This window comes from Blastococcus sp. SYSU D00669 (assembly GCF_054050715.1).
The window spans coordinates 211,353-235,373 of sequence record NZ_JBJGZV010000002.1 but is presented as its reverse complement, the minus strand read 5'-3'; the positions used below and the strand labels follow the sequence as shown (position 1 = coordinate 235,373).

General features: G+C 75.4%; 23 protein-coding genes and 1 pseudogene. 12 read left to right on the top strand and 12 right to left on the bottom strand.

Annotated elements, in window-relative coordinates; all coding sequences use genetic code 11:
- The 6 genes from ACI8AF_RS03380 to ACI8AF_RS03355 form a co-directional block, all read right to left on the bottom strand.
- Positions 1–815: IS110 family transposase (locus ACI8AF_RS03380; protein WP_456538247.1), on the bottom strand; the 815-nt coding region annotated here is incomplete at its 3' end.
- A 228-nt stretch (positions 816–1,043) separates the two neighbouring features.
- On the bottom strand, positions 1,044–2,606 hold the full coding sequence (locus tag ACI8AF_RS03375) for a glycoside hydrolase family 13 protein (RefSeq protein ID WP_456538246.1): 1,563 nt from the start codon (positions 2,604–2,606) through the stop codon (positions 1,044–1,046).
- 20 nt (positions 2,607–2,626) lie between these two features.
- Positions 2,627–3,061, bottom strand: a complete 435-nt coding sequence (locus ACI8AF_RS03370; RefSeq protein ID WP_456538245.1) for a globin — start codon at positions 3,059–3,061, stop codon at positions 2,627–2,629.
- The gene (locus tag ACI8AF_RS03365) at positions 3,058–4,347 is read right to left on the bottom strand and encodes an MFS transporter (RefSeq protein WP_456538244.1); all 1,290 of its coding nucleotides are present in this window, start codon (positions 4,345–4,347) and stop codon (positions 3,058–3,060) included. Before ACI8AF_RS03365 ends, ACI8AF_RS03370 begins: the two co-directional genes overlap by 4 nt.
- Before the next feature lie 23 nt (positions 4,348–4,370).
- Complete coding sequence (locus tag ACI8AF_RS03360) at positions 4,371–5,351, bottom strand: mechanosensitive ion channel family protein (RefSeq protein ID WP_456538243.1); 981 nt, start codon at positions 5,349–5,351, stop codon at positions 4,371–4,373.
- 33 nt (positions 5,352–5,384) lie between these two features.
- A complete protein-coding gene (locus tag ACI8AF_RS03355) occupies positions 5,385–7,481 on the bottom strand; it encodes a prolyl oligopeptidase family serine peptidase (RefSeq protein ID WP_456538242.1) in 2,097 nt (698 codons plus the stop codon).
- A gap of 155 nt (positions 7,482–7,636) precedes the next feature.
- On the opposite strand from ACI8AF_RS03355, the gene ACI8AF_RS03350 reads away from it, so the two are divergent.
- The 5 genes and pseudogenes from ACI8AF_RS03350 to ACI8AF_RS03330 all read left to right on the top strand — a co-directional run bounded on the left by ACI8AF_RS03350 (position 7,637) and on the right by ACI8AF_RS03330 (position 11,089).
- Positions 7,637–8,245 (top strand): HNH endonuclease, encoded by a 609-nt coding sequence (locus ACI8AF_RS03350; RefSeq protein WP_456538241.1) that lies wholly within the window; start codon positions 7,637–7,639, stop codon positions 8,243–8,245.
- Positions 8,242–8,829, top strand: a pseudogene (locus ACI8AF_RS03345) (SCO6745 family protein); the annotation flags it as partial. The gene ACI8AF_RS03350 and the pseudogene ACI8AF_RS03345, both read left to right, overlap by 4 nt.
- A 97-nt stretch (positions 8,830–8,926) precedes the next feature.
- Entirely contained in the window at positions 8,927–9,100 is a 174-nt protein-coding gene (locus tag ACI8AF_RS03340; protein WP_456538240.1) for a helix-turn-helix domain-containing protein, read from the top strand.
- Positions 9,101–9,351: 251 nt separating this feature from the next.
- A complete protein-coding gene (locus ACI8AF_RS03335) occupies positions 9,352–10,404 on the top strand; it encodes a hypothetical protein (protein ID WP_456538239.1) in 1,053 nt (350 codons plus the stop codon).
- A 1-nt stretch (position 10,405) separates the two neighbouring features.
- Positions 10,406–11,089, top strand: a complete 684-nt coding sequence (locus ACI8AF_RS03330) for a class F sortase (RefSeq protein WP_456538238.1) — start codon at positions 10,406–10,408, stop codon at positions 11,087–11,089.
- A gap of 13 nt (positions 11,090–11,102) precedes the next feature.
- On the opposite strand, the gene kynU is transcribed toward ACI8AF_RS03330, so the two are convergent.
- A complete protein-coding gene (gene kynU / locus ACI8AF_RS03325) occupies positions 11,103–12,368 on the bottom strand; it encodes a kynureninase (protein ID WP_456538237.1) in 1,266 nt (421 codons plus the stop codon).
- 34 nt (positions 12,369–12,402) lie between these two features.
- On the opposite strand from kynU, the gene ACI8AF_RS03320 reads away from it, so the two are divergent.
- From ACI8AF_RS03320 to ACI8AF_RS03310, 3 genes are read left to right on the top strand one after another with little or no spacing between them, the layout of a single operon-like run.
- Entirely contained in the window at positions 12,403–13,824 is a 1,422-nt protein-coding gene (locus ACI8AF_RS03320) for an amidase (protein WP_456538236.1), read from the top strand.
- Positions 13,825–13,859: 35 nt separating this feature from the next.
- Positions 13,860–14,231: an aa3-type cytochrome oxidase subunit CtaJ gene (ctaJ, locus tag ACI8AF_RS03315; protein ID WP_456538235.1), complete on the top strand. Its 372-nt coding sequence runs from the start codon at positions 13,860–13,862 to the stop codon at positions 14,229–14,231.
- Positions 14,232–14,273: 42 nt separating this feature from the next.
- Entirely contained in the window at positions 14,274–14,732 is a 459-nt protein-coding gene (locus ACI8AF_RS03310) for a DUF5130 family protein (RefSeq protein WP_456538234.1), read from the top strand.
- Positions 14,733–14,785: 53 nt separating this feature from the next.
- Here ACI8AF_RS03310 and pepN read toward each other — a convergent pair whose 3' ends face one another.
- On the bottom strand, positions 14,786–17,335 hold the full coding sequence (gene pepN / locus ACI8AF_RS03305) for an aminopeptidase N (protein WP_456538233.1): 2,550 nt from the start codon (positions 17,333–17,335) through the stop codon (positions 14,786–14,788).
- 125 nt (positions 17,336–17,460) lie between these two features.
- Here pepN and ACI8AF_RS03300 point away from each other — a divergent pair, with 125 nt between their 5' ends.
- Together ACI8AF_RS03300 and ACI8AF_RS03295 are read left to right on the top strand one after the other, a co-directional pair.
- Positions 17,461–18,123: a mycothiol-dependent nitroreductase Rv2466c family protein gene (locus tag ACI8AF_RS03300; RefSeq protein ID WP_456538232.1), complete on the top strand. Its 663-nt coding sequence runs from the start codon at positions 17,461–17,463 to the stop codon at positions 18,121–18,123.
- 28 nt (positions 18,124–18,151) lie between these two features.
- Positions 18,152–18,913 carry an SDR family oxidoreductase gene (locus tag ACI8AF_RS03295; protein WP_456538231.1) on the top strand — a complete coding sequence of 254 codons (762 nt, stop codon included), beginning with the start codon at positions 18,152–18,154 and terminating at the stop codon, positions 18,911–18,913.
- Positions 18,914–18,936: 23 nt separating this feature from the next.
- Here the strand turns inward: ACI8AF_RS03295 and ACI8AF_RS03290 are convergent, their stop codons facing one another.
- On the bottom strand, positions 18,937–19,602 hold the full coding sequence (locus ACI8AF_RS03290; protein WP_456538230.1) for a DUF429 domain-containing protein: 666 nt from the start codon (positions 19,600–19,602) through the stop codon (positions 18,937–18,939).
- Positions 19,603–19,628: 26 nt separating this feature from the next.
- Between ACI8AF_RS03290 and ACI8AF_RS03285 the strand changes: the two genes are divergently transcribed.
- Positions 19,629–20,120, top strand: a complete 492-nt coding sequence (locus tag ACI8AF_RS03285; protein ID WP_456538229.1) for a ribose-5-phosphate isomerase — start codon at positions 19,629–19,631, stop codon at positions 20,118–20,120.
- Positions 20,117–20,704: a maleylpyruvate isomerase N-terminal domain-containing protein gene (locus tag ACI8AF_RS03280; RefSeq protein ID WP_456538228.1), complete on the top strand. Its 588-nt coding sequence runs from the start codon at positions 20,117–20,119 to the stop codon at positions 20,702–20,704. Before ACI8AF_RS03285 ends, ACI8AF_RS03280 begins: the two co-directional genes overlap by 4 nt.
- Here the strand turns inward: ACI8AF_RS03280 and ACI8AF_RS03275 are convergent.
- The 3 genes from ACI8AF_RS03275 to ACI8AF_RS03265 form a co-directional block, all read right to left on the bottom strand.
- On the bottom strand, positions 20,701–21,942 hold the full coding sequence (locus tag ACI8AF_RS03275; RefSeq protein WP_456538227.1) for a GNAT family N-acetyltransferase: 1,242 nt from the start codon (positions 21,940–21,942) through the stop codon (positions 20,701–20,703). The genes ACI8AF_RS03280 and ACI8AF_RS03275 overlap by 4 nt on opposite strands.
- Before the next feature lie 85 nt (positions 21,943–22,027).
- On the bottom strand, positions 22,028–22,672 hold the full coding sequence (locus tag ACI8AF_RS03270; RefSeq protein ID WP_456538226.1) for a response regulator: 645 nt from the start codon (positions 22,670–22,672) through the stop codon (positions 22,028–22,030).
- Entirely contained in the window at positions 22,663–23,967 is a 1,305-nt protein-coding gene (locus ACI8AF_RS03265; protein ID WP_456538225.1) for a sensor histidine kinase, read from the bottom strand. The genes ACI8AF_RS03270 and ACI8AF_RS03265 overlap by 10 nt, the downstream gene beginning before the upstream one ends.
- Positions 23,968–24,021: the final 54 nt, after the last annotated feature.

The window sequence follows — 24,021 nt, the reverse complement described above, 5'->3', positions numbered from 1 at the left end:
GGCTCGGAGCGCAGCCGGTCGGGGTTGTCCCCGGCGGTGACCAGCAGCTGGCCGGCCACGTCGGTGCCCACGCCGTGGGCGGCGGCCAGGGCGGGGTTGATGGCGCCGACCAGCGGGGTGAGCAGGGTATCGAGGTCGTCGATCTCCTCGCTGAGCCGGGCGTGGCGACGGGCCAGACTGCGCAGCGCGGTCTTGGTCGCCTGCACCGGGTCCGCGCTGCCGGTCGGGTCCGGGCGCATCGCCGCGCAGGTGGCCAGCAGTCGCCGGAGGGTCAGGGTGCGCAACTGGCCGCGCAGCGGCTCGGGCGCGGTGATGATCAGCGCCCGGATCTGGGTCTGCGCCTCGGCGCGGGCGGCGATGGCGCTGCGACGGGCCACGCGCAGCGTGCGCACGGCCTCGACCGGACCGGTGCGGGCCTTCGGGATGCCGGTGGACCGGCCGCTCAGGGCGGCGCGGGCGGCGGCCTCGGCGTCGATCGGATCGGACTTACCGGCGAACCGGCGGGTCTTGCGGTCCGGACGGTCGACCTCGACCAGCTCGATCCCCGCCGCGGTGAGGTGCCGGGCCAGGCCGGCGCCGTAGACCCCGGTGCCCTCCACCCCCACGCGCTGCACCGGGCCGTGCGCGGCGAGCCAGTCCATCAGCTGGCCGTAGCCGGCCGGGGTGGCGGCGAACTCGCGGTGGGCCAGCAGCCGCCCGGCGGCGTCGACGACCGCGGCGGTGTGGGTGTCGGCGTGGGTGTCCACCCCGCCGAACACCGGCTGGCCGGTGGTCACTGACTGGGCAGCGGGCAACGGCTCTGCGATGGTGGTCATCGCCGTCCTTGTCACTCGATCGGTCAGGGCGGCACGCACCGCCGAGCGAGCGGACAAGACAGTGACGGGTGCTTGCTGGCACAAGCTCCTATGAGGTCACGAACCCTCGACCGGTGAGTGCAAGCGAGCCCCGCAGCGGACCGCACCGACAGATCGGCATGAAGACCCGAAGTCAGTCAGGCGCTGGGTCAGGAACGACCGCTGCGGGGCTCGCCCACATCCTCACTGTCAGGCGTGCAGCCACACCGCCGAGTCGGCCGGCAGGGTGCCGCCGCCCACGTCGGCGCTGGCCAGCAGCACCCGCCCCTCCGGCAGCGGCACCGGCCCGGACGAGGCGTTGAGCAGGCACACCAGCCCGCCCGGACGGCGGAACGCGAGGCAACCGTCGGGTGCCGGTACCCACTGCAGCCCCTCGCCGGCGAAGGCCGGGGACGACGAGCGCAGCGCCAGCGCCGCTCGGTACAGCGACAGCATCGAACCGGGATCGGCCTGCTGCGCGGCCACGGTCAGCCCCGCCCACCCCGGCGGCATCGGCAGCCAGGTCGTCGGCGCCGTCGTGAAGCCGTACGGCGGCTCCGAGCCCGACCAGGGCATGGGGATCCGGCAGGCGTCGCGGCCCCGCACGGTGTGCCCGGACCGCTCCCACACCGGGTCCTGCAGCGCCTCGTCGGGCACCGGGACGTCGGGCATGCCGAGCTCGTCGCCGTTGTAGACGTAGGCCGCACCGGGCAGGGCCAGCTGCAGCAGCGCGGCCGCGCGCGCCCGCGCCGTCCCCACCTCGCCGCCGCCGTAGCGCGTGACGTGCCGCGGGCGGTCGTGGTTGGACAGCACCCAGCAGGCCGGGGCCGGCGTGCCGGCCACGGTGGCCAGCGAGTGGTGCACGGCCGACCGGAACTCCTCGGCGCCCCAGTCGGCCATCAGCAGCCGGAAGTTGAACGCCAGCTGCAGCTCGTCGGGGCGCAGGTAGAGCGCCAGCCGGTCGTCGTCGTGCACCCAGACCTCGCCGACGGCCATCGTGCCGGGGTGCTCGTCGAGCACCCGCCGGATGCGCCGGTGCACCTCGTGCACGCCGTCCTGGTCGAAGCGCAGGTCGCCGGGGCCGTGGTCGTCGAGCAGCCCGGTGTCCTCGGCCGGCACCATGTCCGGCAGGTCGGCCGGCTTCGCCATGCCGTGGGCGACGTCGATCCGGAAGCCGTCGACCCCGCGGTCCAGCCAGAACCGCATGGTCTCCTCGAGGTCGGCCAGCACCTCGGGGTTGTCGAAGTCGAGGTCGGGCTGCTCGGGGGCGAACAGGTGCAGGTACCACTGCCCGTCGGGCACCCGGGTCCAGGCCGGCCCGCCGAACACCGACGGCCAGTTGTTGGGCGGCTCGGCGCCGTCCGGACCGCGCCCGTCGCGGAAGACGTACCGCGCCCGCGCGGCGGACCCGGGCGGCGACGCCAGCGCCTCCCGGAACCACTCCCGCTGGTGGGAGCTGTGGTTGGGCACCAGGTCGACGGTCACCCGGATGCCCAGCCGGTGCGCCTCGGCCAGCACCGCGTCGAACTCGGCGAGGTCGCCGAAGGCAGGCTCGACGTCGCGCGGGTCGGCGACGTCGTAGCCGTGGTCGGCCATCGGCGAGGGGTAGAACGGCGTGATCCACAGCGCGTCGACGCCCAGCTCGCGCAGGTACGGCAGCCGGGCGCGGATGCCCGGGAGGTCACCGACGCCGTCGCCGTTCCCGTCGGCGAAGCTGCGGATGTAGACCTGGTAGAAGACGGCGGACCGCCACCAGTCGGGGGACGGGTTCACCCGTGCTCCTCAGGGGTCGTTCAGGAGATGGAGAGGCCGCCGGGCGCGTCGTCGGGCCAGCGGTTCTGCATGCTGCGGGCGGCCATCTCCAGATAACCCCACAACGTCGCGTCCTGCTCGTCGGTGAGCCCGAGGGAGTCGACGGCGTCGCGCATGTGCCGCAGCCACGCGTCGCGCTCGGCCGGGCCGATGGCGAAGGGCGCGTGCCGCATCCGCAGCCGCGGGTGGCCGCGCTCCTGCGAGTAGGTGGTGGGGCCGCCCCAGTACTGCTCCAGGAAGCCGCGCAGCCGGACCTCGGCGCCGTCCCAGTCGTCCTGCGGGTACAGCGGCGCGATCACCGGGTCGTGCCGGACGCCCTCGTAGAACCGGGCCACGAGGCGCACGAACGTCGGGTGCCCGCCGATCTCCTCGTAGAAGGTCCGGGCCGAGGGCAGGGTGCGGCTCGACTCGCTCATGACACCGATGGTCCCGCGCTCCGGCGGTCGCCTGCCACGTGACCTCCGGTACGCACGTACGCGAGCAGCGGCAGGACGACGGCGGCGAGCCCCAGCGCCCCGCACAGGGCGACGACGCCGCTGGCGGGCAGCCCCTCCGCGGCCAGGCCGGCGCCCAGCGCGCCGAGACCCTGCACGCCGTAGAGGCCGCTGACCGCGACGCCGAAGGCCCGCCCGCGGTGCGACGCCGGGACCGACTGCACGAAGGTGGCGTTCAGCGGGATCAGCCAGGAGGCGCCGAGCCCGGAGACGAACAGCAGGACCACGACGACGCCGAACGGCGCGGCGCCCGGGCCCGCGACGAGGCCCACCAGCCCGGCGAGCAGCAGCGGCGCGAGCGACAGCACCACCAGCCCGGGCACGAGCTTCTCGCGGCGCCGGGGCGCGACCAGCCGGGCCAGCAGCAGCCCGCCCAGCGTGACGCCCAGCGGGTTGGCGGCCAGCAGCACGCCGACGCCGGTCGCCCCGTGGCCGAGCTCGTCGACCAACGGCGCGGCGATGCCCTCCGGCGCGTACACGAACGCGGTGCCGATCCACAGCACGGCGAGGATGGCCAGCAGCCGCGGCGACCGCCGGATGAACGCCAGGCCCTCGGCGGCGTCGCGCAGCAGGGACTGCGCCGGCTCGCCCGCGGTCGCGGCCGGCCGCCGCTGCAGCCCGGTCCCCAGCCAGACCGCCGACACCGCGAAGATCGCCGCGTCGACCAGCAGCGCCCCCGACGGGCTGAGCACGGTGACCAGCGCGCCGGCGGCGACGAAGCCGACCACCTGGGCCAGCTGCAGCCCGACGTTGGACAGCGAGTTGGCGACGGCGTACCGGTCGCCCTCGAGGACGTCGGCCACCAGCGCCGAGCGCGCCGACTCGAACGGCGGCGCGCACAGCGCCAGCACGAACAGCAGCGCGAGCAGCACCGGCAGCGGCGTCCCGGGGATCGCCATGGCGGCGACCAGCAGGGCGCGGGCGGCGTCGGCCGAGACGAGCACCCGGTGCCGCGGCAGCCGGTCGGCCAGCGCCGCCAGCACCGGTCCGCCGAGCAGCCAGGGCAGGTAGCTGATCGCGAAGGTGAGCGCCGACAGCAGCGCCGAGGTGGTCCGCTGGTAGACGAGGACGGTCAGCGCGACCCGCGCGAGCTCGTCGCCGGCCGTGGACAGCAGGAACGTGCCGAACAGCGGCCGGAACTCGCGGACGGCGAAGACCTGCCGGAACGTCGCCGGCCGCTCGTGGGCCGGGACGCCGTCCTCGGCCACGGCGTCCTCGCTGGCCGGCCGGCTCAGGGGACACCTCCGGGCGTCCCGGCGCCGGCCAGCACCGGCGCGGGTGCCTTGAAGCCCTCGGCGACGAACCGCTCGGTCAGCCGCTGGCGCAGCTCGCGGGCGACCCGCCACTGGTCGGCGTTGGTGGTGCGCACCTGCACGCGCATCGTGACGCCGGCGGCGGTGATCGACTCGACGCCGAGCGACTCGGGCTCGGCGAGCAGCACCTCCGCCCACTCCTCCTCGCCGTACATCTCGTCGGCGACCTGCTGCATCACCGTGCGGCAGCGCTCGAGGTCGGTGTCGTGGGTGACCGGCATGTCGATGACGACCTGGGCGAAGCCCTGGCTCTTGTTGCCCACGCGCAGGATCTCGCCGTTGCGGGCGTACCAGACCACGCCGTGGGCGTCGCGCAGCCGCGTGATGCGCAGGCCGACGGCCTCCACCGTGCCGCTGGCCTCGCCGAGGTCGACGACGTCCCCGACGCCGTACTGGTCCTCCAGGATGATCCCGATCCCGGCGATGAAGTCCTTGACCAGGTTCTGCGCGCCGAAGCCCAGCGCCACGCCGATCACGCCGGCGCTGGCGATGATCGGGGCGAGGTTGACCCCGAGCTCGCCGAGCACGAGGACGACGGCGATGCCCAGGATCACGAACGAGGCGAAGCTGCGCAGCACCGAGCCGATCGCCTCGGCGCGCTGCGAGCGGCGGGCGGTGATCGTCTCGACGCCCACCGGGTCGGCCGGGCGCCCGCGCCGGCGCCACGGCCGCAGGACGCTCGGGACCGCCCCGCTGGCCGTCCGCGCCGTCAGCCGGCGGATGCCCCGGTTGACCATCAGCCGGACCAGGGCGGCCAGGACGACGATCAGCAGGATCCGCAGCGGCTTGGTGACGAACGTCTCGGCGTGCTCCTGCCACCACTCCTGGGTGAACAGCCCCGCCGCCGCGGCGGACAGGTCGTCGGCGGCGGTGGAGAACACGGACGGTGAAGCAGTCATCACCCTCGATACTCCCAGGCAGGTGCCGGTCTGTCAGCGACCGGCTGCGTTCCGTTCCGGCACCAGGGACGAAAGTCCCGTCGCGGCGGCCAGGAAGGCGAGCTGGTCAGCGGCCAGCCCGACGGTGCGGCTCACCGCGCGGGCGCCGTGGCCGACCGAGGTCTCCCGGCGGAGCACGACCGGCGCCTCGCCGCTCGTCGCGTGCTGGAGGGCCGCGGCCAGCTTGCGGGCGTGCAGCGGGTCGACCCGGGTGTCGGACTCGAACGTCGTGAACAGCACCGCCGGGTACGCCGTCCCCTCCCGGACCGCGTGGTACGGCGAGTAGCCCAGCAGCCAGCCCAGCTCGGTGGGGTCCTCGGCGGTGCCGTACTCGTCGTTCCAGGTGCGGCCCAGCCCGAAGCGCTCGTAGCGGACCATGTCGAGCAGCGGCGCGCTGCAGACCACGCCCGCCGCCAGGTCGGGCCGCTGGGTGAGCGTCGCGCCGACCAGCAGCCCGCCGTTCGACCCGCCCATGACCGCCAGCCGGCCGTGCGTCGTCCAGCCCTCGGCGACGAGGTGCTCGCCGGCCGCGGCGAAGTCGTCGAACACGTTCTGCTTGCGCTCGCGCATGCCGGCGCGGTGCCACTCCTCGCCGTGCTCGGAGCCGCCGCGCAGGTTGGCCACGGCCCACACACCGCCCGCCGCCACCCAGGACAGCGCCTGCGCCGAGTAGGCGGGGGTGAGCGAGACGTTGAAGCCGCCGTAGCCGTACAGCACGGTGGGGCGCGGCCGGTCCGGCGTCCCGTCGGCGGAGATCACGAAGAGGTGGACCGGCGTCCCGTCCGGCGACGTCGCGTGCGTCTCGACGACCCGCACGTCCGGCACGTCGCCGGCGACGGGCGCCTTCTCCTCCTCGACCGGTGCGCCGCCCGCGCTGTCCCAGCGGTAGACCGACGGCGGGGTGGCGTAGTCGGTGTAGCCGAGCCAGGCGGTCGTGCCGCCCTCCGGCGGGGCCGAGACGCCGGCGATGCTGCCCACCCCGGGCGCCGGGACGTCGGCCAGCCGGCCGGCGCCGTCGGCGTCCCAGACCGAGAGCCGGTCGGTGGCGTCGACCGCGTGCACGGCGAGCACCCGCAGCCCGCCGTCCGGGCCGTCGACCAGCGCCAGGTCGGTGAGGACGGCGTCCTCGGCCTGCGGGATCACCTCGCGCCAGGCCTCCGGCGCCCAGGTGGCGGGGTCCTCGGGGTCGGCGACTGCCAGCCGCCCGCGCGGGGCGTCGCGGTCGCTCGACAGCCACAGCCGCCCGTCCCGGGCGACCCACGCCGAGGTCTGCGCGTCGACCCCCACCTGCAGCGGGCGCAGCTCGCCGCTCCCGGCCAGGTCGGCGAGCCAGACGTCGTCGCGGGGCGCGGTGCCGATGGAGGCGGAGACGACCAGCCACCGGCCGTCGCGGCTGGTGCGGGCGCCGAAGTAGGTGGACGGGTCGCTGCCCTCGCCGTGCACCAGCCGGTCGCCGTCCGGGTCGGTGCCGACGCGGTGCCGCCAGACGCGGCGGTGGAACTGCTCCTCGCCGGCCGGCACCTGGCCGGGGGCCAGGCGCCGGACGTAGAAGAGCTCCTCGCCGCCGGGCAGCCAGGCGACGGGGGAGTAGCGGCAGCGGTCGACCGGCCCGTCGAGCAGCTCCCCGGTGGCGACGTCGAGCACGTAGAGCCGCGACTCCTCGTCGCCGCCGGTCGAGAGCTGGTAGGCCAGCCGGTCGCCCTCCCAGGACGGCGACCACGCGTCGAGGGTGGTGGTGCCGGCGGCGTCCAGCGCCATGGGGTCGACGAGCACCCGCGAGCTGCCGTCGGGCTCGCGGACGCGCAGGACGGCGTGCTCCTGGCCGGGGTCGCGGCGGGTGGAGAAGGCGCGGCCGGCGCGCCAGACCGGGATGCCGACGGCGCCGGCGTGCACCAGCTCCTCGAGCCGGCCGGCGAAGGCGCTGCGCAGCGGCAGGCCGGCCAGGTGCTCGGCGGCGAGGGCGTCCTGGGCCTCGGTCCACGCCCGGGTGCGGGGGTCCTCGGGGTCCTCGAGCCAGCGGTAGGGATCGGCGATCCGGTGTCCGTGCAGGTCCTCGACGAGGTCGAGCCGGGGGGCCTCGGGATAGCGCATCGCCGCCACGCTAGCCGACGGCGCGGGGGCGCCGACCGCCCTCGCCGGGCTGCGCCGCACGATTGCAGGAGCGCGGAGACGCTTCCGCAGGTCAGAATGGGGCCGACCCCGGGTCCTCGAGCCACGAGGATCGCCGGGGCGACCGGAGGTGCCCCGTGCCGCGTGCCGCGTCCTCGTCGCCGTCGGAGAGCCACCCAGGCTCCCGCCGCGACCACTCCACCCGACCGCTGACGCCTGCCCCGCCGCGGTCCACGACGGCAGCGACCCTGCTGCTCAACGCCACCTACGAACCGCTCTGCGTCGTCTCCAGCCGGCGCGCGATCGTGCTCGTGCTGGCCCAGAAGGCCGAGGCCGTCGACATCGCCGGCGACGTCGTCCACGCCGAGTCGATCAGCCTGCCGGTGCCCGTCGTCGTGCGGCTCACCCGCTACGTGCGGGTGCCCTACCCGGCGCAGGTGCCGCTCTCCCGGCGCGCGGTCTTCACGCGCGACGGGCAGACCTGCGTCTACTGCGGCAGCAGCGCCACGAGCATCGACCACGTCGTCCCGCGCAGCCGCGGGGGCACGCACACCTGGGACAACGTCGTCGCCGCGTGCCGCCGGTGCAACCACACCAAGGCCGACCGGTCGCTGGCCGAGCTCGGGTGGAAGCTGCCGCACCCGCCGCGGACGCCGAGCGGCGCGGCGTGGCGGCTGCTGGGGGCCCGCACGGTGGATCCGCGCTGGCGGGAGTGGCTGGGCGTGCCGGAGAGCGTCTCCGCATGACGTCTCCCGCCACCGCGCGCCGGCTGTGGGCGCTGGGGGAGCCCTTCCACGCCCTCACGTACTTCGCCGACGAGTCGCGCACCGCCGCGGAGGCGGCCGGGCTGACCGGCTTCTGGAACGGCTACTTCGCCATGCGGGCTGCCCCGCTGGGCGCGGCACCGGCCGCGGTGGTGACGGCGACGTTCTACAACTTCGCGCCGGACTTCGTGCGCCGCCGGGTGCCCGCCGTGTGGGACGCGGCGACGCCGGCGGCGGCGCTGGCGGCCCGCCTGGCCGGGGTGGACGCCGCCGTCCGGCGGGTGCACGGCGCGGCGTGGACCGCCTCGGCGGAGGCGGCCGAGGCGGCGGAGCTGGTGCGGATCGCGGCCGAGGCGGTCGACCTGCCCGGTCGCCCGCTCGCCGCTGCCAACGCCGGCCTGCCGGAGCCGGACGCGCCGCACCTCCTGCTGTGGCAGGGGCTGACGACGCTGCGGGAGCACCGCGGCGACGGGCACAACGCCGCCCTGCTGGAGCGGGAGGTCGACGGCGCCGGCGCGCACGTGCTGGCCGCCGCGGCCGGGCGCTCGGACCGCCAGTGGCTGATGCGGGCCCGCGGGTGGGACGAGGAGGCGTGGGCCGCGGCGAGCGATCGGCTCGCCGAGCGGGCTGGAGGGCGAGGAGCTCACCGCCGAGGGCGCCGCCATGGTCGCGGTGGTCGAGGCCGACACCGACCGGCTGGCGCTGGGGCCGTGGCGGGCGCTGGGCGACGTGCGCTGCAACCGGCTGGCCGAGCTGCTCGCTCCGATCCGGCGGACGATCCTCACCGCCCGCGCGTGGGAGCCCGGCAACCCGATCGGCGTGCCCGACCCGGACTGAGGCGGTCCGAGAGCTGCCAACGCCCGGCTCGGGGTGCTGGGCAGTTCCTGCCAACCGGCACTCCGCGGTATCGGCAGATGCCGTCTCAACGAAACGCCTGTCCAGAGCGCTGATTCATGGCGATCCCGTGACGGCCTCACCCGCACGGAGGGTTGGTACGTGTCGCCCGTTGTGCGGTGAAACCGGACGGCTACGTTTCGCCGCGAGGCGCTGTTCGGCGCCCGTTCTGATGCCGAGGAAGGCACAGCACCATGCGGTCCCGTCGCTCGTCCTCCGTCCTCGCCCGCGCGGGCATCGTCGGCCTCGCCGTCGTCGCGTCGTCCGGGCTCTCGCTCACGCCCGCGAGCGCCGCGGAGCCGGCCGTCGTGACCCTGGATCCCGCATCCGTGCGACTGGAGCTCTTCCCTCACCACCACGGGTTCAACGCCGACGCGATCCCCAACGGCAGTCCTGCGCCGTCGTACGACTTCGCGAACTACGGCGGAAGCCTCACCGTCACACTGACCCCGCACGTCGTGCTCGACCCGGCGGGCTACGTGAAGCTGGAGCTGACCTCGGCCCTCGGCACGCCGGCCACGCGGTTCTACGCGAGCGCGGACCCGGACCCGGCGGTCCACCTCGACGTGACCGACCTGGGGGGCGGCACGTACCGCGTCGACCTGCCCGCCGACGACGGCGTGAACGGCGACATCGGGATCCTCTCGTTCAACAGCCTGCACGCAGCCGACCCGTCCACCGGGTTCGTGGTCGCCGGGCGGTTCGAGACCTACCTCGCGTTCACGTCGGCGCCGGCACCGGCGCTCGACCTGACGGTGCAGACGCTGGCCACCGACCGGTGCTACATCGACGCCGCCTGCGGGTCGACCTCCGTCGCGGCCGGATCGGCGCTCACGGTCGCGCTGCCCGCGAGTGGGCGTCTCGCCGCGCTGGGCGTCACGGACCTCTCCCGCAGCACGGTCCGGCTCGAGAACGACGCCAGCGGCCAGGTGATCGAGCTGTCCGGCCCGCTCGCCGCCGACGGCCGGGGCGTCGCGGTGACCCTGCCGACGGGGATCAGGGGCGCGTGGCGGATCGTCGTCGAGGCCCTCGACGGCACCGGCGCGGTGCTGACCACGACGGCCGTGGACCTGGACGTGACCGCGGTGAACCGTGGGCTGAGCTCGCACACCGACTGGAACGACCACCGGGCTGCCGACGAGGGCGTCTCCCCGCTGGTGCCGGTCGGCGCCGGTCTGCTGGTCGTGGCCGCCGGCACCGCCGCGGGAGTTCTGCGGTCCCGCCGCGGCGGGGCGACGCAGGACTGACGTGCGCTCGCTGACGCGACCGTCCCGGCGCACGGCGGCTCTCGCGGGGGCCGCCGTGCTCGGGCTGGTCGGAGCACTGCTGCTGGTCCTCGGCCTCGCTGCCGGGACCGGCACCGCGGCAGGCGCCGACGCACCGGCACCGGCGCCGGCCGCCCCCACGAGCGGGGCGCCGGCGGCCCCGGGGTCCGGCTCGGCGAGCAGCACCCCGACGCCGACCGCCGCCTGGACGCCGTCGTCCCCGGTCCACCTGGTCGTGCCGTCGGTGGGCCTGGACCTCCCGCTGCTGGCGCTGGACCCGCGCGGCGACGTCATCGACCCGCCGCTGCTCACCGCCGGCTACTGGATCGAGCCCTACGGCTCCCCGGTGGGCTCCGCCGACCGGGCGACGAACACGCTCTACGTCGCGGCGCACTCGCAGGGGCACGGGGACGACGGGTTCGACCCGCTGCTCACGGCCGACCACCGCGGCAGCGCGGTGGCCGCGGGCGACGTCGTCGAGGTCCGCACGCCGCAGGGCACGGTGCCCTACACGATCACCGGCACCCAGCGGATCGCCAAGGGCGCGCTGCCCGGGACGACCGACGTGTGGGAGGACTCGCCGGGCCGGCTGGTGCTCATCACCTGCTTCCAGCGCGCCGACGGCCGGAACTCGACCGAGAACCTCGTCGTCTTCGCGGAGTCCTGATGCTGAGTCCTGATCAGGTGACCCGGGCCAGCACGGCCGGGTAGCGCTCGTACGACCCGTCGGCCAGCAGGCCGCGGAACCGGTCCATCGCGTCCCACACGTCGACGAACCGGGTGTACAGCGGCGCGGGGCCGAGCCGCACGCGGTCCGGCGTCCGGTAGTCGGGGACGACGCCGCGGTCGATCAGCGCCTGGGTGAGCTGCCAGGCCGCCGGGTGGGCCACGGTGACGTGCGAGCCGCGGCGGGCGGCGTCGCGTGGCGAGGCGAGCGCGGCGCCGAGTGGCACCAGCCAGTCGTCGGTGAGCGCGACGAGCAGGTCGGTGAGCGCCCGCCCCTTCGCGGCCAGCCGCGCGATGCCGGCCTCGGCGACCAGCCCGACGCCGACCTCGACGGCCGCCATCCCGAGGATGGGCGGCGTCCCGACGCCGAAGCGCTCGATGCCCGGCGTCGGGTCGTACTCCGGGCCCATGGCGAACTGGTCGCGCTGGCCGAACCAGCCCCAGATCGGCTGGCGCAGCTGCTCCTGCAGGTCGCGGCGCACGTAGAGGAAGGCGGGGGCGCCGGGGCCGCCGTTGAGGTACTTGTACGTGCAGCCCACGGCGAGGTCGGCACCCGAGGCGGTCAGGTCGGTCTCCACCGAGCCGACCGCGTGCGACAGGTCCCACAGGACCAGCGCGCCGGCGTCGTGCACCATCCGGGTCACCGCCGGGACGTCGAGCAGCGCGCCGGAGCGGTAGGCCACCGACGACAGGACGACGGCGGCGACCCGCTCGTCCAGCGCCGCGGCCAGCACCGCCGGGTCCACGCCCTCGTCGATGTCGGCCGGGATCTCGCGCACCGTCATGCCGCGGGCCCGGGCCACGCCGGCGACGACGTAGCGGTCGGTGGGGAAGTCGTCGGCGCAGCTGACGATCACGTCGCGGCCGGGCCGGCCGTCCACCGCCGCGGAGACGAGCTTGAAGAGGTTCACCGACGTGGAGTCGGCGACCAGCACCTCGCCCGGCTCGGCGCCGAGCACGCCGGCGGCGAGGGCGTCGCCGATCGTCGTCGACCGCCGGATCCAGGTCGACCAGGAGCCGACCAGCCCGCCGGCCCACTCGGTCTCGACGACGCGGGCCAGCGCCTCGGGGGTGGCCTTCGGCATCCGGCCGAGCGAGTTGCCGTCGAGGTAGAGCAGCCGCTCCGGGCCCTCGTCGTCGGCCCCGGCGAACCGGGCGCGGAAGCCGGCGAGCGGGTCGGCGGCGTCCAGCTGCTCGGCGGCGGTGCGGCTGAGGTCCATGACCCCAGTGTGTACAGGGCTAGCGTTCGCAGCCGTGACGGAGCTGCACGACCTGACCGCGCTGGAGCAGGCCGCCGCCGTGCGGGCCGGCGAGACGAGCCCCACCGAGCTGGTCGAGCACGCGCTGCGCCGCATCGAGGCGCTCGACCCGGGCCTCGGCGCGTTCGTCACGGTCACGCCCGAGCGGGCGCTGGCCGCCGCGGCCGCCGCCGAGCGGCTGCTGTCCCGCGGCGGCGACCTGCCCCCGCTGCTCGGCGTCCCCACCGCGATCAAGGACCTGAACAACACCGCCGGGGTGCGCACCACCTTCGGCTCGACCGTGATGGCCGACTTCGTGCCCGACGTGGACGACGCCGTGGTCACCCGGCTGGCCGCCGCCGGCACGATCAGCGTGGGCAAGACGAACACCCCCGAGTTCGGCTTCCCCTGCTACACCGACAACGAGCTGGTCGGGCCGGCGCGCTGCCCGTGGGACCCCACCCGGCTGGCCGGCGGCTCCAGCGGCGGCGCGGCGGTCGCCGTCGCCGCGGGCATGCTGCCGTTCGCGCAGGGCAGCGACGGCGGCGGCTCGATCCGCATCCCCGCGAACGCGACCGGCCTGTTCGGCATCAAGCCCGCCCGCGGCCGGGTCAGCAACGCCCCCTACGGCAGCGAGGTGACCGGCCTGGGCACCAACGGGCCGCTGGCCCGCACGGTCCGGGACGCCGCCGCGATGCTCGACGCCATGGCCGGGCCGGAGCCCGGCGACCCGGTGTGGGCGCCCCCGCTGGCGGACGGCGAGACCTTCCTGGCCGCCGCCGACCGCGCGCCCGGCCGGCTGCGGATCGGCCGGGTCCTCGAGTCGCCGATGGCCGACACCACCCTGGAACCGGAGGTCGCCGACGCGCTCGAGGACGCCACGGCGCTGCTCGGCTCGCTCGGCCACGAGGTCGAGGACGTCACCACCGGGCTGCTGACCGGCGACGTGCTCGACGCCTTCGAGCGCACCTGGTGCCTGTCCGGCACGCTGCTGCCGGTCCCGCCCGCCCGGGTGGGGGAGCTGCGGCCGCTCACCCGCGAGCTGCGGGCCCGCGGCCTGGCGCTGTCGGCGCAGGCCGCGATGGAGGCGCTCACCGCGCTGCGGCTGTTCTCGCGCCGGTTCGTGCGGGCGACCGCGGCCTACGACGTGCTGGTGGCGCCGGTCTGCACCATGACGCCGCGGCCGGTCGGCTGGTTCGACGCCGACGGCGACGGCGCCGCGGACTTCGAGCGGCAGAAGCGCTACGCCGCCTTCACCGCGCTCTACAACGTCACCGGTCAGCCGGCCGTCAGCGTGCCCCTGCACTGGACCGCCGGAGGCCTCCCGGTGGGGACGATGCTGGTCGGGCGGCCGGCCGACGAGGTGACGCTGATCTCGCTGTCGGCCCAGCTGGAGCAGGCGCGGCCGTGGGCGCAGCGCCGTCCCGCCATGTGGTGACGTGAACCGGCAGGTGCCCCGGTAGATTCCACCCCGTGACCGTCGTCGAGACCATCCTCGTCTACGTCGTCGCACCGCTCGCCGTGATCGCGGTGCTCGCGGTGCTGACGCTCGTGCCGGGCCGGCGCAAGCGCCCCCGGTACAAGCCCGGGCAGTCGTGGGACCACACGCCCGTCTGGTACGAGCCGCACCCCGAGGCCACCGGCATCGGCGGCGGGCACGGCGACGGCCACGGCGTCCCCGCCTTCGGCGCGGCGGTCTCCGGCGGCGAGACCAAGGCCATCGGCTCGTCGCTGTACGGCGAGCCCGCCTCCGGCGCCGGCCACTCCGCCGGTGCCTCCGCCGCCGCGGCTCCCGCCCCCGCCGACGTCGGCGGCCCGCGCGGCGGCGCCCGCGGGACCTGGTGAGCCCGGCGTGACCCCCTTCGACCTCCCGGCTGGAGCCCCACGATGACCCGCGCCCTCGAGGTGGAGTCCCACGACACGGCCACCGAGGCCACCGCGGCCGCGCGGACCGACGAGGGCGAGCCGCTCGACGCGATCTTCACCTGGCAGGAGCTCGCCCGCCTCGACGAGGCGCTGACGATGTCCTCCCGCGAGACCGGCCTGCGCTTCACCCTCTACATCGGCGACCTGGGCCGGCGCACCCGCGTGCGCGCCGAGGAGCTGCACGCGCAGTCCGGCGTCGACCCGTCGCACTCGGTGCTCGTGGCGGTCTCGCCCGGCCAGCGGGTCATCGAGGTGGTCACCGGCGCCGCGGCCGCCCGCCGGCTGCCCGACCGGGCGTGCGCGCTCGCCGTCCTGTCGATGACGACGTCCTTCGCCGGGGGCGACCTCGTCGGCGGCATCGTCAACGGGCTGCGCCAGATGTCCGACCAGGCCGGCCGCCTGCGCCACAAGGCGCACTGACCCCTGCACGACGAAGGGCCCGGTCCACTCAGGACCGGGCCCTTCGTGCGTGCTCAGCCGTCGGCCGCGTCGCACTCCCGGCAGCGCAGCGCGCGGGCGATGCCGTCGCGGCCCTCGGCCACCAGCCGGCGCAGCGAGCTGGGGTGGTCGGGCGCCGACAGCCAGGCGTCGGCGGCGTCGATGGTCCGCCGCTCGACGACCGGCGGGAACAGGTACTGCACGGCGTTCTTGGCGATCTCCCCGGGCCGGCGGTCCCACAGCGGGCGGATGTCGGCGAAGTACCGCTCCACGTAGCCGCCGGTGAGGTCGCGCTGGGCGGGGTGCCAGAAGCCGGCCAGCAGCGCCTCGTGCACGGCGTTCGGGATCTCGTCGTCGTGGAACGCGCGCTGCCAGGCCAGCTCCTTGGCCTCCGCCGTGGGCAGCAGCGCCCGGGCGGTCGCGGCGCGGCGGATGCCGGTGGCCGTGGCGTCCCGCTCCGACTCGGCGTCGATCTCCGGTACCCCGGCGGCACCGATCGCGACCAGCCCGTGCAGGAACGCCCAGCGGGCGTCGGCGTCGACCTCGAGCCCCTCGAAGGCCACCGACCCGTCGAGCAGCCCGCGCAGCACCTCGGCGTGCTCCTCGGTGCGCGCCGCCGCGGCGAAGGTCCGCGACCACTGCAGCTGCTGGTCGCTGCCCGGCGCGGCGGTGCGCAGCGCCGCCAGCGACCGGTCGGCGAGCGCCGCCCAGCCCTCCGGCGCCCACGCCGGGTCGGCGTAGGAGGACAGCGCGGCCTGCACCCGGGCCAGCAGCGCCTGGACGACGCTGATCTCGGTCTCGGCGTCGACGCCGTTCAGGACCAGCTGCACCCACTCCCGGGCCGGCAGCTCGGCGTCGCGGGTCATGTCCCACGCCGCCGACCAGCACAGCGCCCGCGCCAGCGGGTCGGGCATCGTGCCGATCCGCTCGCGCAGGGTGGCCAGCGACCGGTCGTCGAGCCGCAGCTTGGCGTAGGTGAGGTCGTCGTCGTTGACCAGCACCAGGTCGGCCGCCGGGTGCCCGACCAGCTGGGGCACCTCGGTGCGGGCGCCGGTGACGTCGAGCTCGACGCGGTTGCTGCGGGTCAGCCCGTCGGGCCCGGAGTCGTAGAGCCCCACGGCCAGCCGGTGGTTGCGCAGCACGGGGTGGTCGGCGACGGCGGTCTGCTCGATGGCGAAGCTCGCGTAGCGGCCGTCGTCGGTGAGCTCGTGGACCGGCCGCAGCGTGTTGACCTGGCTGGTGCGCAGCCACTGGTCGGCCCACTCCGACAGGTCGCGGCCGGTGCTCTCCGACAGCGGCCCGAGCAGGTCGGCCAGCGTGGTGTTGCCGTACTCGTGCTTGCGGAAGTACCGCTGGATGCCGGAGAGGAACTCCTCGCGGCCGACGTAGGCGACGAACTGCTTGAGCACCGAGGCGCCCTTGGCGTAGGTGATGCCGTCGAAGTTCACCTCGACCGCGGCCACGTCGACCATGTCCGCGGCGATCGGGTGGGTCGAGGGCAGCTGGTCCTGGGCGTAGGCCCACGCCTTCTCGGTGTTGGCGAACGTGGTCCAGGCGGTCGTGTACTCGGTCGCCTCGGCCTGGCACAGCGTGCTGATGTAGGTGGCGAACGACTCGTTGAGCCACAGGTCGTCCCACCAGCGCATGGTCACCAGGTCGCCGAACCACATGTGCGCCAGCTCGTGCAGCACCGTCTCGGCCCGCCGCTCGTAGCGGGCGCGGCTGACCTTGGACCGGAAGACGTAGTCCTCGAGGAAGGTCACAGCCCCGGCGTTCTCCATGGCGCCGGCGTTGAACTCGGGGACGAACAGCTGGTCGTATTTGTCGAACGGGTACGGGTAGTCGAACACCCGGTGGTAGAAGTCGAAGCCCTGCTTGGTGACCCGGAACAGCTCCTCGGGGTCGAGGTGCTTGGCCAGCGAGGCGCGGCAGTACAGCCCGAGCGGGATGCCGTCGTGCGAGTCGGTGACCCGGGCGTAGGGGCCGGCGACGAGCGCGACCAGGTAGGTGGAGATCCGCTTGGTCGGCGCGAAGTGCACCAGCTGCGAGCCGCCGGGGCCGGCCTCGATGGTGCGGTCGCCGGTGTTGGAGACGACCTGCCAGTCGAACGGCGCGGTCACGTGCACCGCGAAGGCGCCCTTGAGGTCGGGCTGGTCGAAGCAGGCGAACATCCGCTTGGCCTCGGCCGGCTCGAAGTGGCTGTAGAGGTAGACGTGGCCGTCCTCGGGGTCCTCGAACCGGTGCAGGCCCTCGCCGCTGTTGGAGTAGCGGCAGTCGGCGTCGACCGTGAGGGTGTTGCGCCCGGCGAGGCGGGGCAGCGGCAGGCCGCCCTCCTCGGTGTAGGTGCTCACGTCGAGCGCGACCCCGTTGAGCGTCGCCGAGCGGACCTGCTCGGCGACCAGGTCGATGAAGGTGTCCGCGCCCGGCCGGGAGCAGGTGAACTCGACCGTCGTCGTCGAGCGGAAGGTCTTGTCGCCCGGGCGGCCGGCGCCGTCGGTCACGTCGAGGGACAGGTCGTAGGACTGCACGGCCAGCAGCTCGGCGCGGGCGGCGGCGTCGTCGCGGGTCAGGTTGGGTACGGCCACGACGGGCAGCTTCCCATGCGCGGACGACTGAGTCCGCCGCCGTGGCGAAGTTGAGGGAACAACCACCGTTCGCCGGGCCTTGGGGCCGGCAGGACCACTCCGACCTCTCGAGGAGCACCCGAACGATGACCGAGGCAGTGCAGAGCGCCCCCACCTCCGCCCGCGTGGACTTCTGGTTCGACCCCCTGTGCCCGTGGGCCTGGCTGACCAGCCGGTGGGTGCTCGAGGCGGCCAAGGTGCGCGACCTGGACATCCACTGGCACGTCATGTCGCTGTCGGTGCTCAACCGCGGCCGCGACCTGCCCGAGGAGTACCAGGCGATGATGGAGCAGGCGATCGGCCCCGTCCGGGTGCTCATCGCCGCCGCGCAGAAGTTCGGCGACGAGGTGCTCGGCGACCTCTACACCGCCATGGGCACCCTGCGGCACCACGAGAAGCTGGAGCTGGAGGACATCGTCGTCCCGGCGCTGGAGCGCGTGGGCCTGCCGGTCGAGCTCGCCGACGCCGCCGGCTCCACCGAGTACGACGAGGCCCTGGAGAAGAGCCACCACGAGGGCATGGACCCGGTCGGCGAGGACGTCGGCACCCCGGTCATGCACATCGACGGCGTCGCCTTCTTCGGCCCCGTGATCAGCAAGGTGCCCACCGGTGAGGACGCCGGCAAGGCCTTCGACGGCGCGGTGCTGCTGGCCAACCTGCCCTCGTTCTGGGAGCTCAAGCGCACCCGCACCGAGGGCCCCGACATGGAGTCGGTACCCGCCGACGTCCTGGAGATCGCCGAGCGCTGACGGGGGAGGGGTGCGGCATGCTGAGGTCGTGCCGCACCCCCTCCGCCAGCGCATCCTGATCACCGGCGCCAGCTCCGGCCTCGGCGAGGGCATGGCCCGCCGCTTCGCCGGGATGGGCCGGGACCTCGCCCTCGCCGCCCGCCGCACCGACCGGCTCGAGCTGCTGAAGAAGGAGCTGCTGGCCGCGCACCCGGGCATCCGGGTGGAGGTGGCCGCGCTCGACGTGGACGACGCCGACGCCGTGGCCGCCGTCGTCCCCGAGCTGGCCGACCGGCTCGGCGGCGTCGACCGCGTGATCGCCAACGCCGGCATCGGCGCGGGCGCCTCGATCGGCACGGGGAAGGCGGCGCGCAACCGCGCCGTCCTCGTCACCAACGTGCTGGGCACCCACGCCACCTGCGAGGCGGCGATGGAGCTCTTCCGCGCACAGGGCGCCGGCCACCTCGTCGTCATCTCCTCGGTGGCGTCGATCCGCGGCATGAAGGGTTCCCGCAACGCGTACGGGGCCAGCAAGGCGGCGCTCAACGCGCTGGCCGAGGGGATCCGCTCCGACGTCCTGGGCAGCCGGATCCTGGTCTCGACGATCCTGCCCGGCTACATCGAGACCGACATCAACACCGGCCGTCGCGGGCCGTTCACCGTGGGCCTGGACAAGGGCGTGGACGCGCTGGTCGCCGCGATCGAGCGCGAACCGGCCAAGGCGTACGTGCCGGAGCTCCCGTGGCGGCCGGTCTCGGCGCTGCTGCGGGTGCTCCCGCTCCCCGCCGTCCGGCGGGTCACCGGCGCCTAGGAGCCTTTCTCGGGACGAAGCTCCTACCAGGAGATGCGCATGGGGCGGCCGCGCACGTCGAGGTCGTCCCCGCCCACGGACGACGCCGTGCCCTCGGCGATGCGCCGCGCCGACCACGCCGCCGCGCAGGCGTCGAGGCAGTCGATGGCCGGCACCCCGTCCGGTGCCTCGGCCAGGGCGTCGAGCACGTCCACGACCGGCTGCAGCGCACGGATGCGCTGCGCCAGCCCGCGCGCGGTGGCCTTCGGCGCGACGACGCCGCCGAGGCCGTCGCGGAAGGCCAGCTCGGGGTGGACCTCGTGCACCCGCCGGTCGGGCTCGTCCCCCAGTGCGTCGTCCAGGGAGCGGATCGCCGGCACGAGGTGCCAGGCCTGGATCGACAACGCCTTGCCCGAGGCGTCGCGCGACACCACGCAGGCCTCCGGGTAGGACGTGCAGCCGAGCACCGGTCGCAGCGGTGCGGGGAAGACCGAGCTGCCGGCGCGCCCGAGCAGCCTGCGCGCGGCGACGTCGCAGGCGCGTGCCCCGTCGCCGGACAGGCCGATCGGCATGTCGATGCCGACCACCTCGACGTCGGGCACGGCCAGGACGGCGGCCGCGTCCTCGAGCACGGTGAGGGTCACGCGGCGGCCGTCGAGCCGGGCGCCGACCCACTTCCCACGCCAGCCGTCCACTCCCAGCACCGCCACGTGCGGAGCCTGACAGACTGCGGGGCATGCGCGTCTTCCTCGGCAGCGACCACGCCGCCTACGAGCTGAAGGAGCACCTGGTCAAGGTGCTCGCCGAGGCCGGTCACGAGCCGGTCGACTGCGGCGCCCACGTCTACGACGCCGAGGACGACTACCCGCCGTTCTGCTTCGACGTGGGGGAGCGGGTGGTGGCCGAGCCGGGCACGCTCGGCGTCGTCCTCGGGGGGTCGGGCAACGGCGAGCAGATCGCCGCCAACAAGGTGCCGGGCATCCGCGCCGCGCTGGCGTGGAACCGCGACACCGCCACCCTGGCGCGGCAGCACAACGACGCCAACGTCGTCGCCGTCGGCGCCCGGCAGCACTCCCTCGACGAGGCGGCCGAGCTGGTGAAGCTGTTCCTCGACACCCCCTTCAGCGGCGACCCGCGGCACCAGCGCCGGATCGGCCTGGTGCGCGACTACGAGCTCGACCGGCACCGCCCCGCCGGCGGGGTGCCCACCCACACGTCCGAGGCGTGACGGGGGAGCACCTCCGGCGGGCGGCGGCGGCCGCGCGGCAGGTCTTCGCCGGCGCCGACCCGGCGGCCCCGGTGCCGGTCATGGCCGACGACGTCGCCGGCGTCGCCGGGCACCTGGTGACCGTGCTGGTCTGGTACTCGCAGGACTTCGCCGCCGGGCCGGTGCGCACCGACGCCATCGAGCTCGAGACGCGGGCCGGCGCCGGCCTGGAGGAACGGCTGCGCCAGCTCGACGCGGCCGCCACCGTGCTCGCCCGCACCGTCGACGGCGCCGGGCCCGACGAGCGCGGCTGGCACGACTGGGGGATCGCCGACGCCTCCGGCTTCGCCGGCATGGGCTGCGCCGAGCTGCTGGTGCACGCCTGCGACGTGGCCGAGGCCCGCGGCCTGCCCTGGTCGCCGCCGGCCGACCTCGCCGACGCCGTCCTGGCCCGGCTGTTCCCGTGGGTGCCGGACGACGGCGACCCGGCCGCCGCGCTGCGCTGGGCGACCGGGCGCACGGCGCTGCCGGGCCGCGAGCGGGTGCACTCGTGGCGCTGGCACTGCGCCCCGCTCGCCGAGTGGGACGGCGCCGTCCCGGCCTAGAACTCTTCCGGGCACCAGGGGGCGATCGGCCAGCCGAACGCCGTCGAGGCCTGCGTGACCGCGCCGGGGCTGACCTCGGTGACCCGGCCGGCCGCCTGCATCGCCGCCAGCGACGTGCCGCCGAGGTAGGCCGCGGCCAGCGCCTCGACGTCGACGACCAGGTCGGGGTCGGCGTCGGTGGGGGCGCAGAAGGCGCCGGCCGGGGTGCCGCGCAGGTGGAACCGGCCGTCGTTCCACGGGCAGAACCGGTCGCGCACCTCGAGCACGAGGTTGACCGGCGCCGGGTAGCGGCGGGCGGCCAGCGCGCGGTCGACGTCGACCAGGCGGACCCACAGCCCGTCGATGCCCTGCGTGTGCAGCGCCCGGCCGTCGGCGACCAGGTGCCGGATCGGGTCGTCGGGCGAGCCCATGGGGTAGCTCACGTGGCGGACCAGGTCGACCGAGAGCAGGAACTGCCACAGCGCCGCGTACGCCGGCGTGCTCAGCGCCCGGACCTCGGCGACGGTGAGGGTGCTGTCGGGCTCCCCGGTGTCGGTCCAGTGGTTCTTGATCCGGAAGGCCGCGTACCCGGTGACCGTGCCGTCGGGCTCGGTGTGCAGCAGGTGCCGCAGCGCGGTCTGGCCCTCGCGGTTCTCGGGGGCGTCGCGCAGCGTGCGGTCCCACCAGCGGTCGTCGCGGGCCATGTTGCCGGGGACCCGGCGGCGCAGCGCGTCGAACAGGGGCATCGCCGCGGCGCGGTACTCCTCGACGGTCACCCGCTCGACGCGGCCCTTGCCCAGGTCGACGTCGCCCCGCAGGGACAGCCTCTCGGTGCGGCCGCCCAGCGACCCGCGGGTGCTCGCCGGCGCGTACCCGTAGCGGCCGTAGATCGGGTACTCCGCGGCCCACAGCGCGGCGACCGGCTCGCGCTGCTGCTCGTGCAGGTCGGTGAGCTGCCGCCGCATGATCGAGGTGAGCACGCCCTGCCGGCGGTGGGTGGGGGAGACGGTCACCCAGGTGATGCCGGCGGTGGGGACGACGGCACCCGGCACGGTCATCTCCAGGCTGTAGATGCCCGACGTCGCCACCACGCGGTCGCCGTCCCACAGGCCCAGCGACCGGTCGAGCTCGGCGATGGGGGACGGCGTCTCCAGCCACGGCCCGGACGGCTCCTCGGCGAACACGTCGAACATCGCCCGCCAGAAGGCCGGGTAGTCGTCGAGGGTCGCGGGGCGCAGCTGGGCGGTGAAGTCGGGCACGCCGACGTGTCTACCGGGCGGGTGCGACACCGCGCCAACGAGTTCCGCGTGGGCAGCGACCAGGTCGCCTGATCATCGCCGGGCCTCAGCTGCGCAGGTAGGCCAGGGTGGCCATGACGCGGCGGTGCTGGTCCTCGTCGGGCGCCAGCCCGAGCTTGGCGAAGATGTGCTGGGTGTGCTTCTCCACCGCCCCCGGCGTCACGACCAGGATGCGGGCGATCGCGGTGTTGGAGTGCCCCTCCGCGATCAGGCCCAGCACCTCCCGCTCCCGCGGCGTCAGCCGGCGCACCGGGTCGTCGGCCCGCCGGCGGGCGAACAGCTGGGCGACCACCTGGGGGTCGAGCACGGTCCCGCCGCCGACGACGTCCTGCAGCGCGGCGAGGAACGTGTCGACGTCGGCCACCCGGTCCTTGAGCAGGTAGCCCACCCCGCCGGCGCCGTCGGCGAGCAGCTCGTCGGCGTAGGCGACCTCGACGTACTGCGACAGCACCAGGACGGCGGTGCCGGGCACGGTCTGCCGCGCCTCGACGGCGGCCCGCAGCCCCTCGTCGGTGTGCGTGGGCGGCATCCGGACGTCGACGACGGCGACGTCGGGCCGGTGCTCGGCCACGGCCTCGACCAGCGAGGCGCCGTCGGCCACCGCGGCGACGACCTCCGCGTCGGCCTCGGCGAGCAGCCGCACGAGTCCTTCGCGGAGGAGCACCGAGTCCTCGGCCAGCACTACCCGCACGGGACCTCCGCGACCAGCCGGGTCGGCCCGCCGCGCGGGCTGTCCACGGCCAGGGTGCCGTCCACCGCCCGCAGCCGGTCGGCCAGACCGGCCAGGCCGTGCCCGGGCGCGAGCACCGCGCCGCCGCTGCCGTCGTCCTCGACCTCGACCCGCAGCAGACCGCCGAAGCGGGCCACCGTCACCCGCACCTTGGCGGCGCCGCTGTGCTTGGCCACGTTGGCCAGCGCCTCGCTGACCACGAAGTACGCGGTGTTCTCGGCGATCGGGGACAGCCGGCCCTCCGGCAGGTCGACGGAGAGCTCGATCGGCACGGGGGACCGGGCGGCGACCGCGGCCAGCGCGGCGGCCAGACCGCGGTCGGCGAGCACCGGCGGGGCGATGCCGCGGGAGAGGGCGCGCAGCTCCTCCAGCGTCTCGCGGGCCAGCCCGGCGGCGTCGCCGAGCGCGGTGCGGGCGGCCTCGGGGTCGCGGTCCATCTGCCGCTGCGCGCGGGCGAGGTCCATCTGCAGCCGCACCAGCCGCTGCTGCGGCCCGTCGTGGATGTCCCGCTCCAGCCGCCGCAGCTGCTCCGCCTCGGCGGCCACCGCGGCGTCGCGGCCCCCGGCCAGCCGGCCGATCTCGGCCTGGGTGGCGGCGCGGGAGGTGAGCAGCGCGCGGGAGAGCTGCGCCTGCAGCAGCGCGGTCGCCCGGACGACGAAGGGCAGGATCAGCGCGAAGACGACGCCGATCGCGGTGTAGAAGGCGATCCGGGAACCGGCCGAGCTCTCGAAGCCGAGCAGCTCGAGCAGGTCCTCGTTGTCCGCCGACGTGCTCGGGTCGGGCAGCGCCCAGTCCCAGGCGCCGTAGGTGATCCCGCCGAGCGCCACCGACCAGAAGGTCACGGTGACGACGAAGCCGAGGATCGCGAACGGGAAGGCGATCACGCCGTGCAGCGCGTCGAGCCACGTCTGCGGGTCGCGCAGCGGCGTGGTCAGCCGGCGCACCCGGCTGCCCTCGGGGCGCAGGTACCGCGGGCGCGGCACGTCGTACCCGAGCACCGGGGTGATCATCGCCCGCTCGACCCCCGCGAAGCCGCGCGCGACCAGCAGGGCGACGGCGAGGACGGCGACGCCGACCCAGATGACGAGCAGCCCGACGCCCACCGACAGACCGGTCACGACGGCGACGAAGGCGGCGATCCCGAGCGGGAAGCGCAGCAGGTTGTACGCGGAGTCGGCGCCCAGCCGGCCCAGGCGGCTGCGCGGCTGCAGCGTCGCGGCCGGCGGCGAGGGGAGCACGGCGGTGTCGGCGGTCATGGCATCGAGCCTGGGGCCGGCCGGGGCGCGGCCCCACCCCGCTGGCTGGCCGAT

Bases quoted from the DNA above. Each gene is read 5' to 3' on its own strand.
- ACI8AF_RS03370 (WP_456538245.1), bottom strand. From the start codon at position 3,061: ATGAGCGAGTCGAGCCGCACCCTGCCCTCGGCCCGGACCTTCTACGAG.
- ACI8AF_RS03360 (WP_456538243.1), bottom strand. From the start codon at position 5,351: ATGACTGCTTCACCGTCCGTGTTCTCCACCGCCGCCGACGACCTGTCC.
- ACI8AF_RS03355 (WP_456538242.1), bottom strand. From the start codon at position 7,481: ATGCGCTATCCCGAGGCCCCCCGGCTCGACCTCGTCGAGGACCTGCAC.
- ACI8AF_RS03340 (WP_456538240.1), top strand. From the start codon at position 8,927: ATGGTCGCGGTGGTCGAGGCCGACACCGACCGGCTGGCGCTGGGGCCG.
- ACI8AF_RS03335 (WP_456538239.1), top strand. From the start codon at position 9,352: ATGCGGTCCCGTCGCTCGTCCTCCGTCCTCGCCCGCGCGGGCATCGTC.
- kynU (WP_456538237.1), bottom strand. From the start codon at position 12,368: ATGGACCTCAGCCGCACCGCCGCCGAGCAGCTGGACGCCGCCGACCCG.
- ACI8AF_RS03310 (WP_456538234.1), top strand. From the start codon at position 14,274: ATGACCCGCGCCCTCGAGGTGGAGTCCCACGACACGGCCACCGAGGCC.
- ACI8AF_RS03300 (WP_456538232.1), top strand. From the start codon at position 17,461: ATGACCGAGGCAGTGCAGAGCGCCCCCACCTCCGCCCGCGTGGACTTC.
- ACI8AF_RS03285 (WP_456538229.1), top strand. From the start codon at position 19,629: ATGCGCGTCTTCCTCGGCAGCGACCACGCCGCCTACGAGCTGAAGGAG.
- ACI8AF_RS03265 (WP_456538225.1), bottom strand. From the start codon at position 23,967: ATGACCGCCGACACCGCCGTGCTCCCCTCGCCGCCGGCCGCGACGCTG.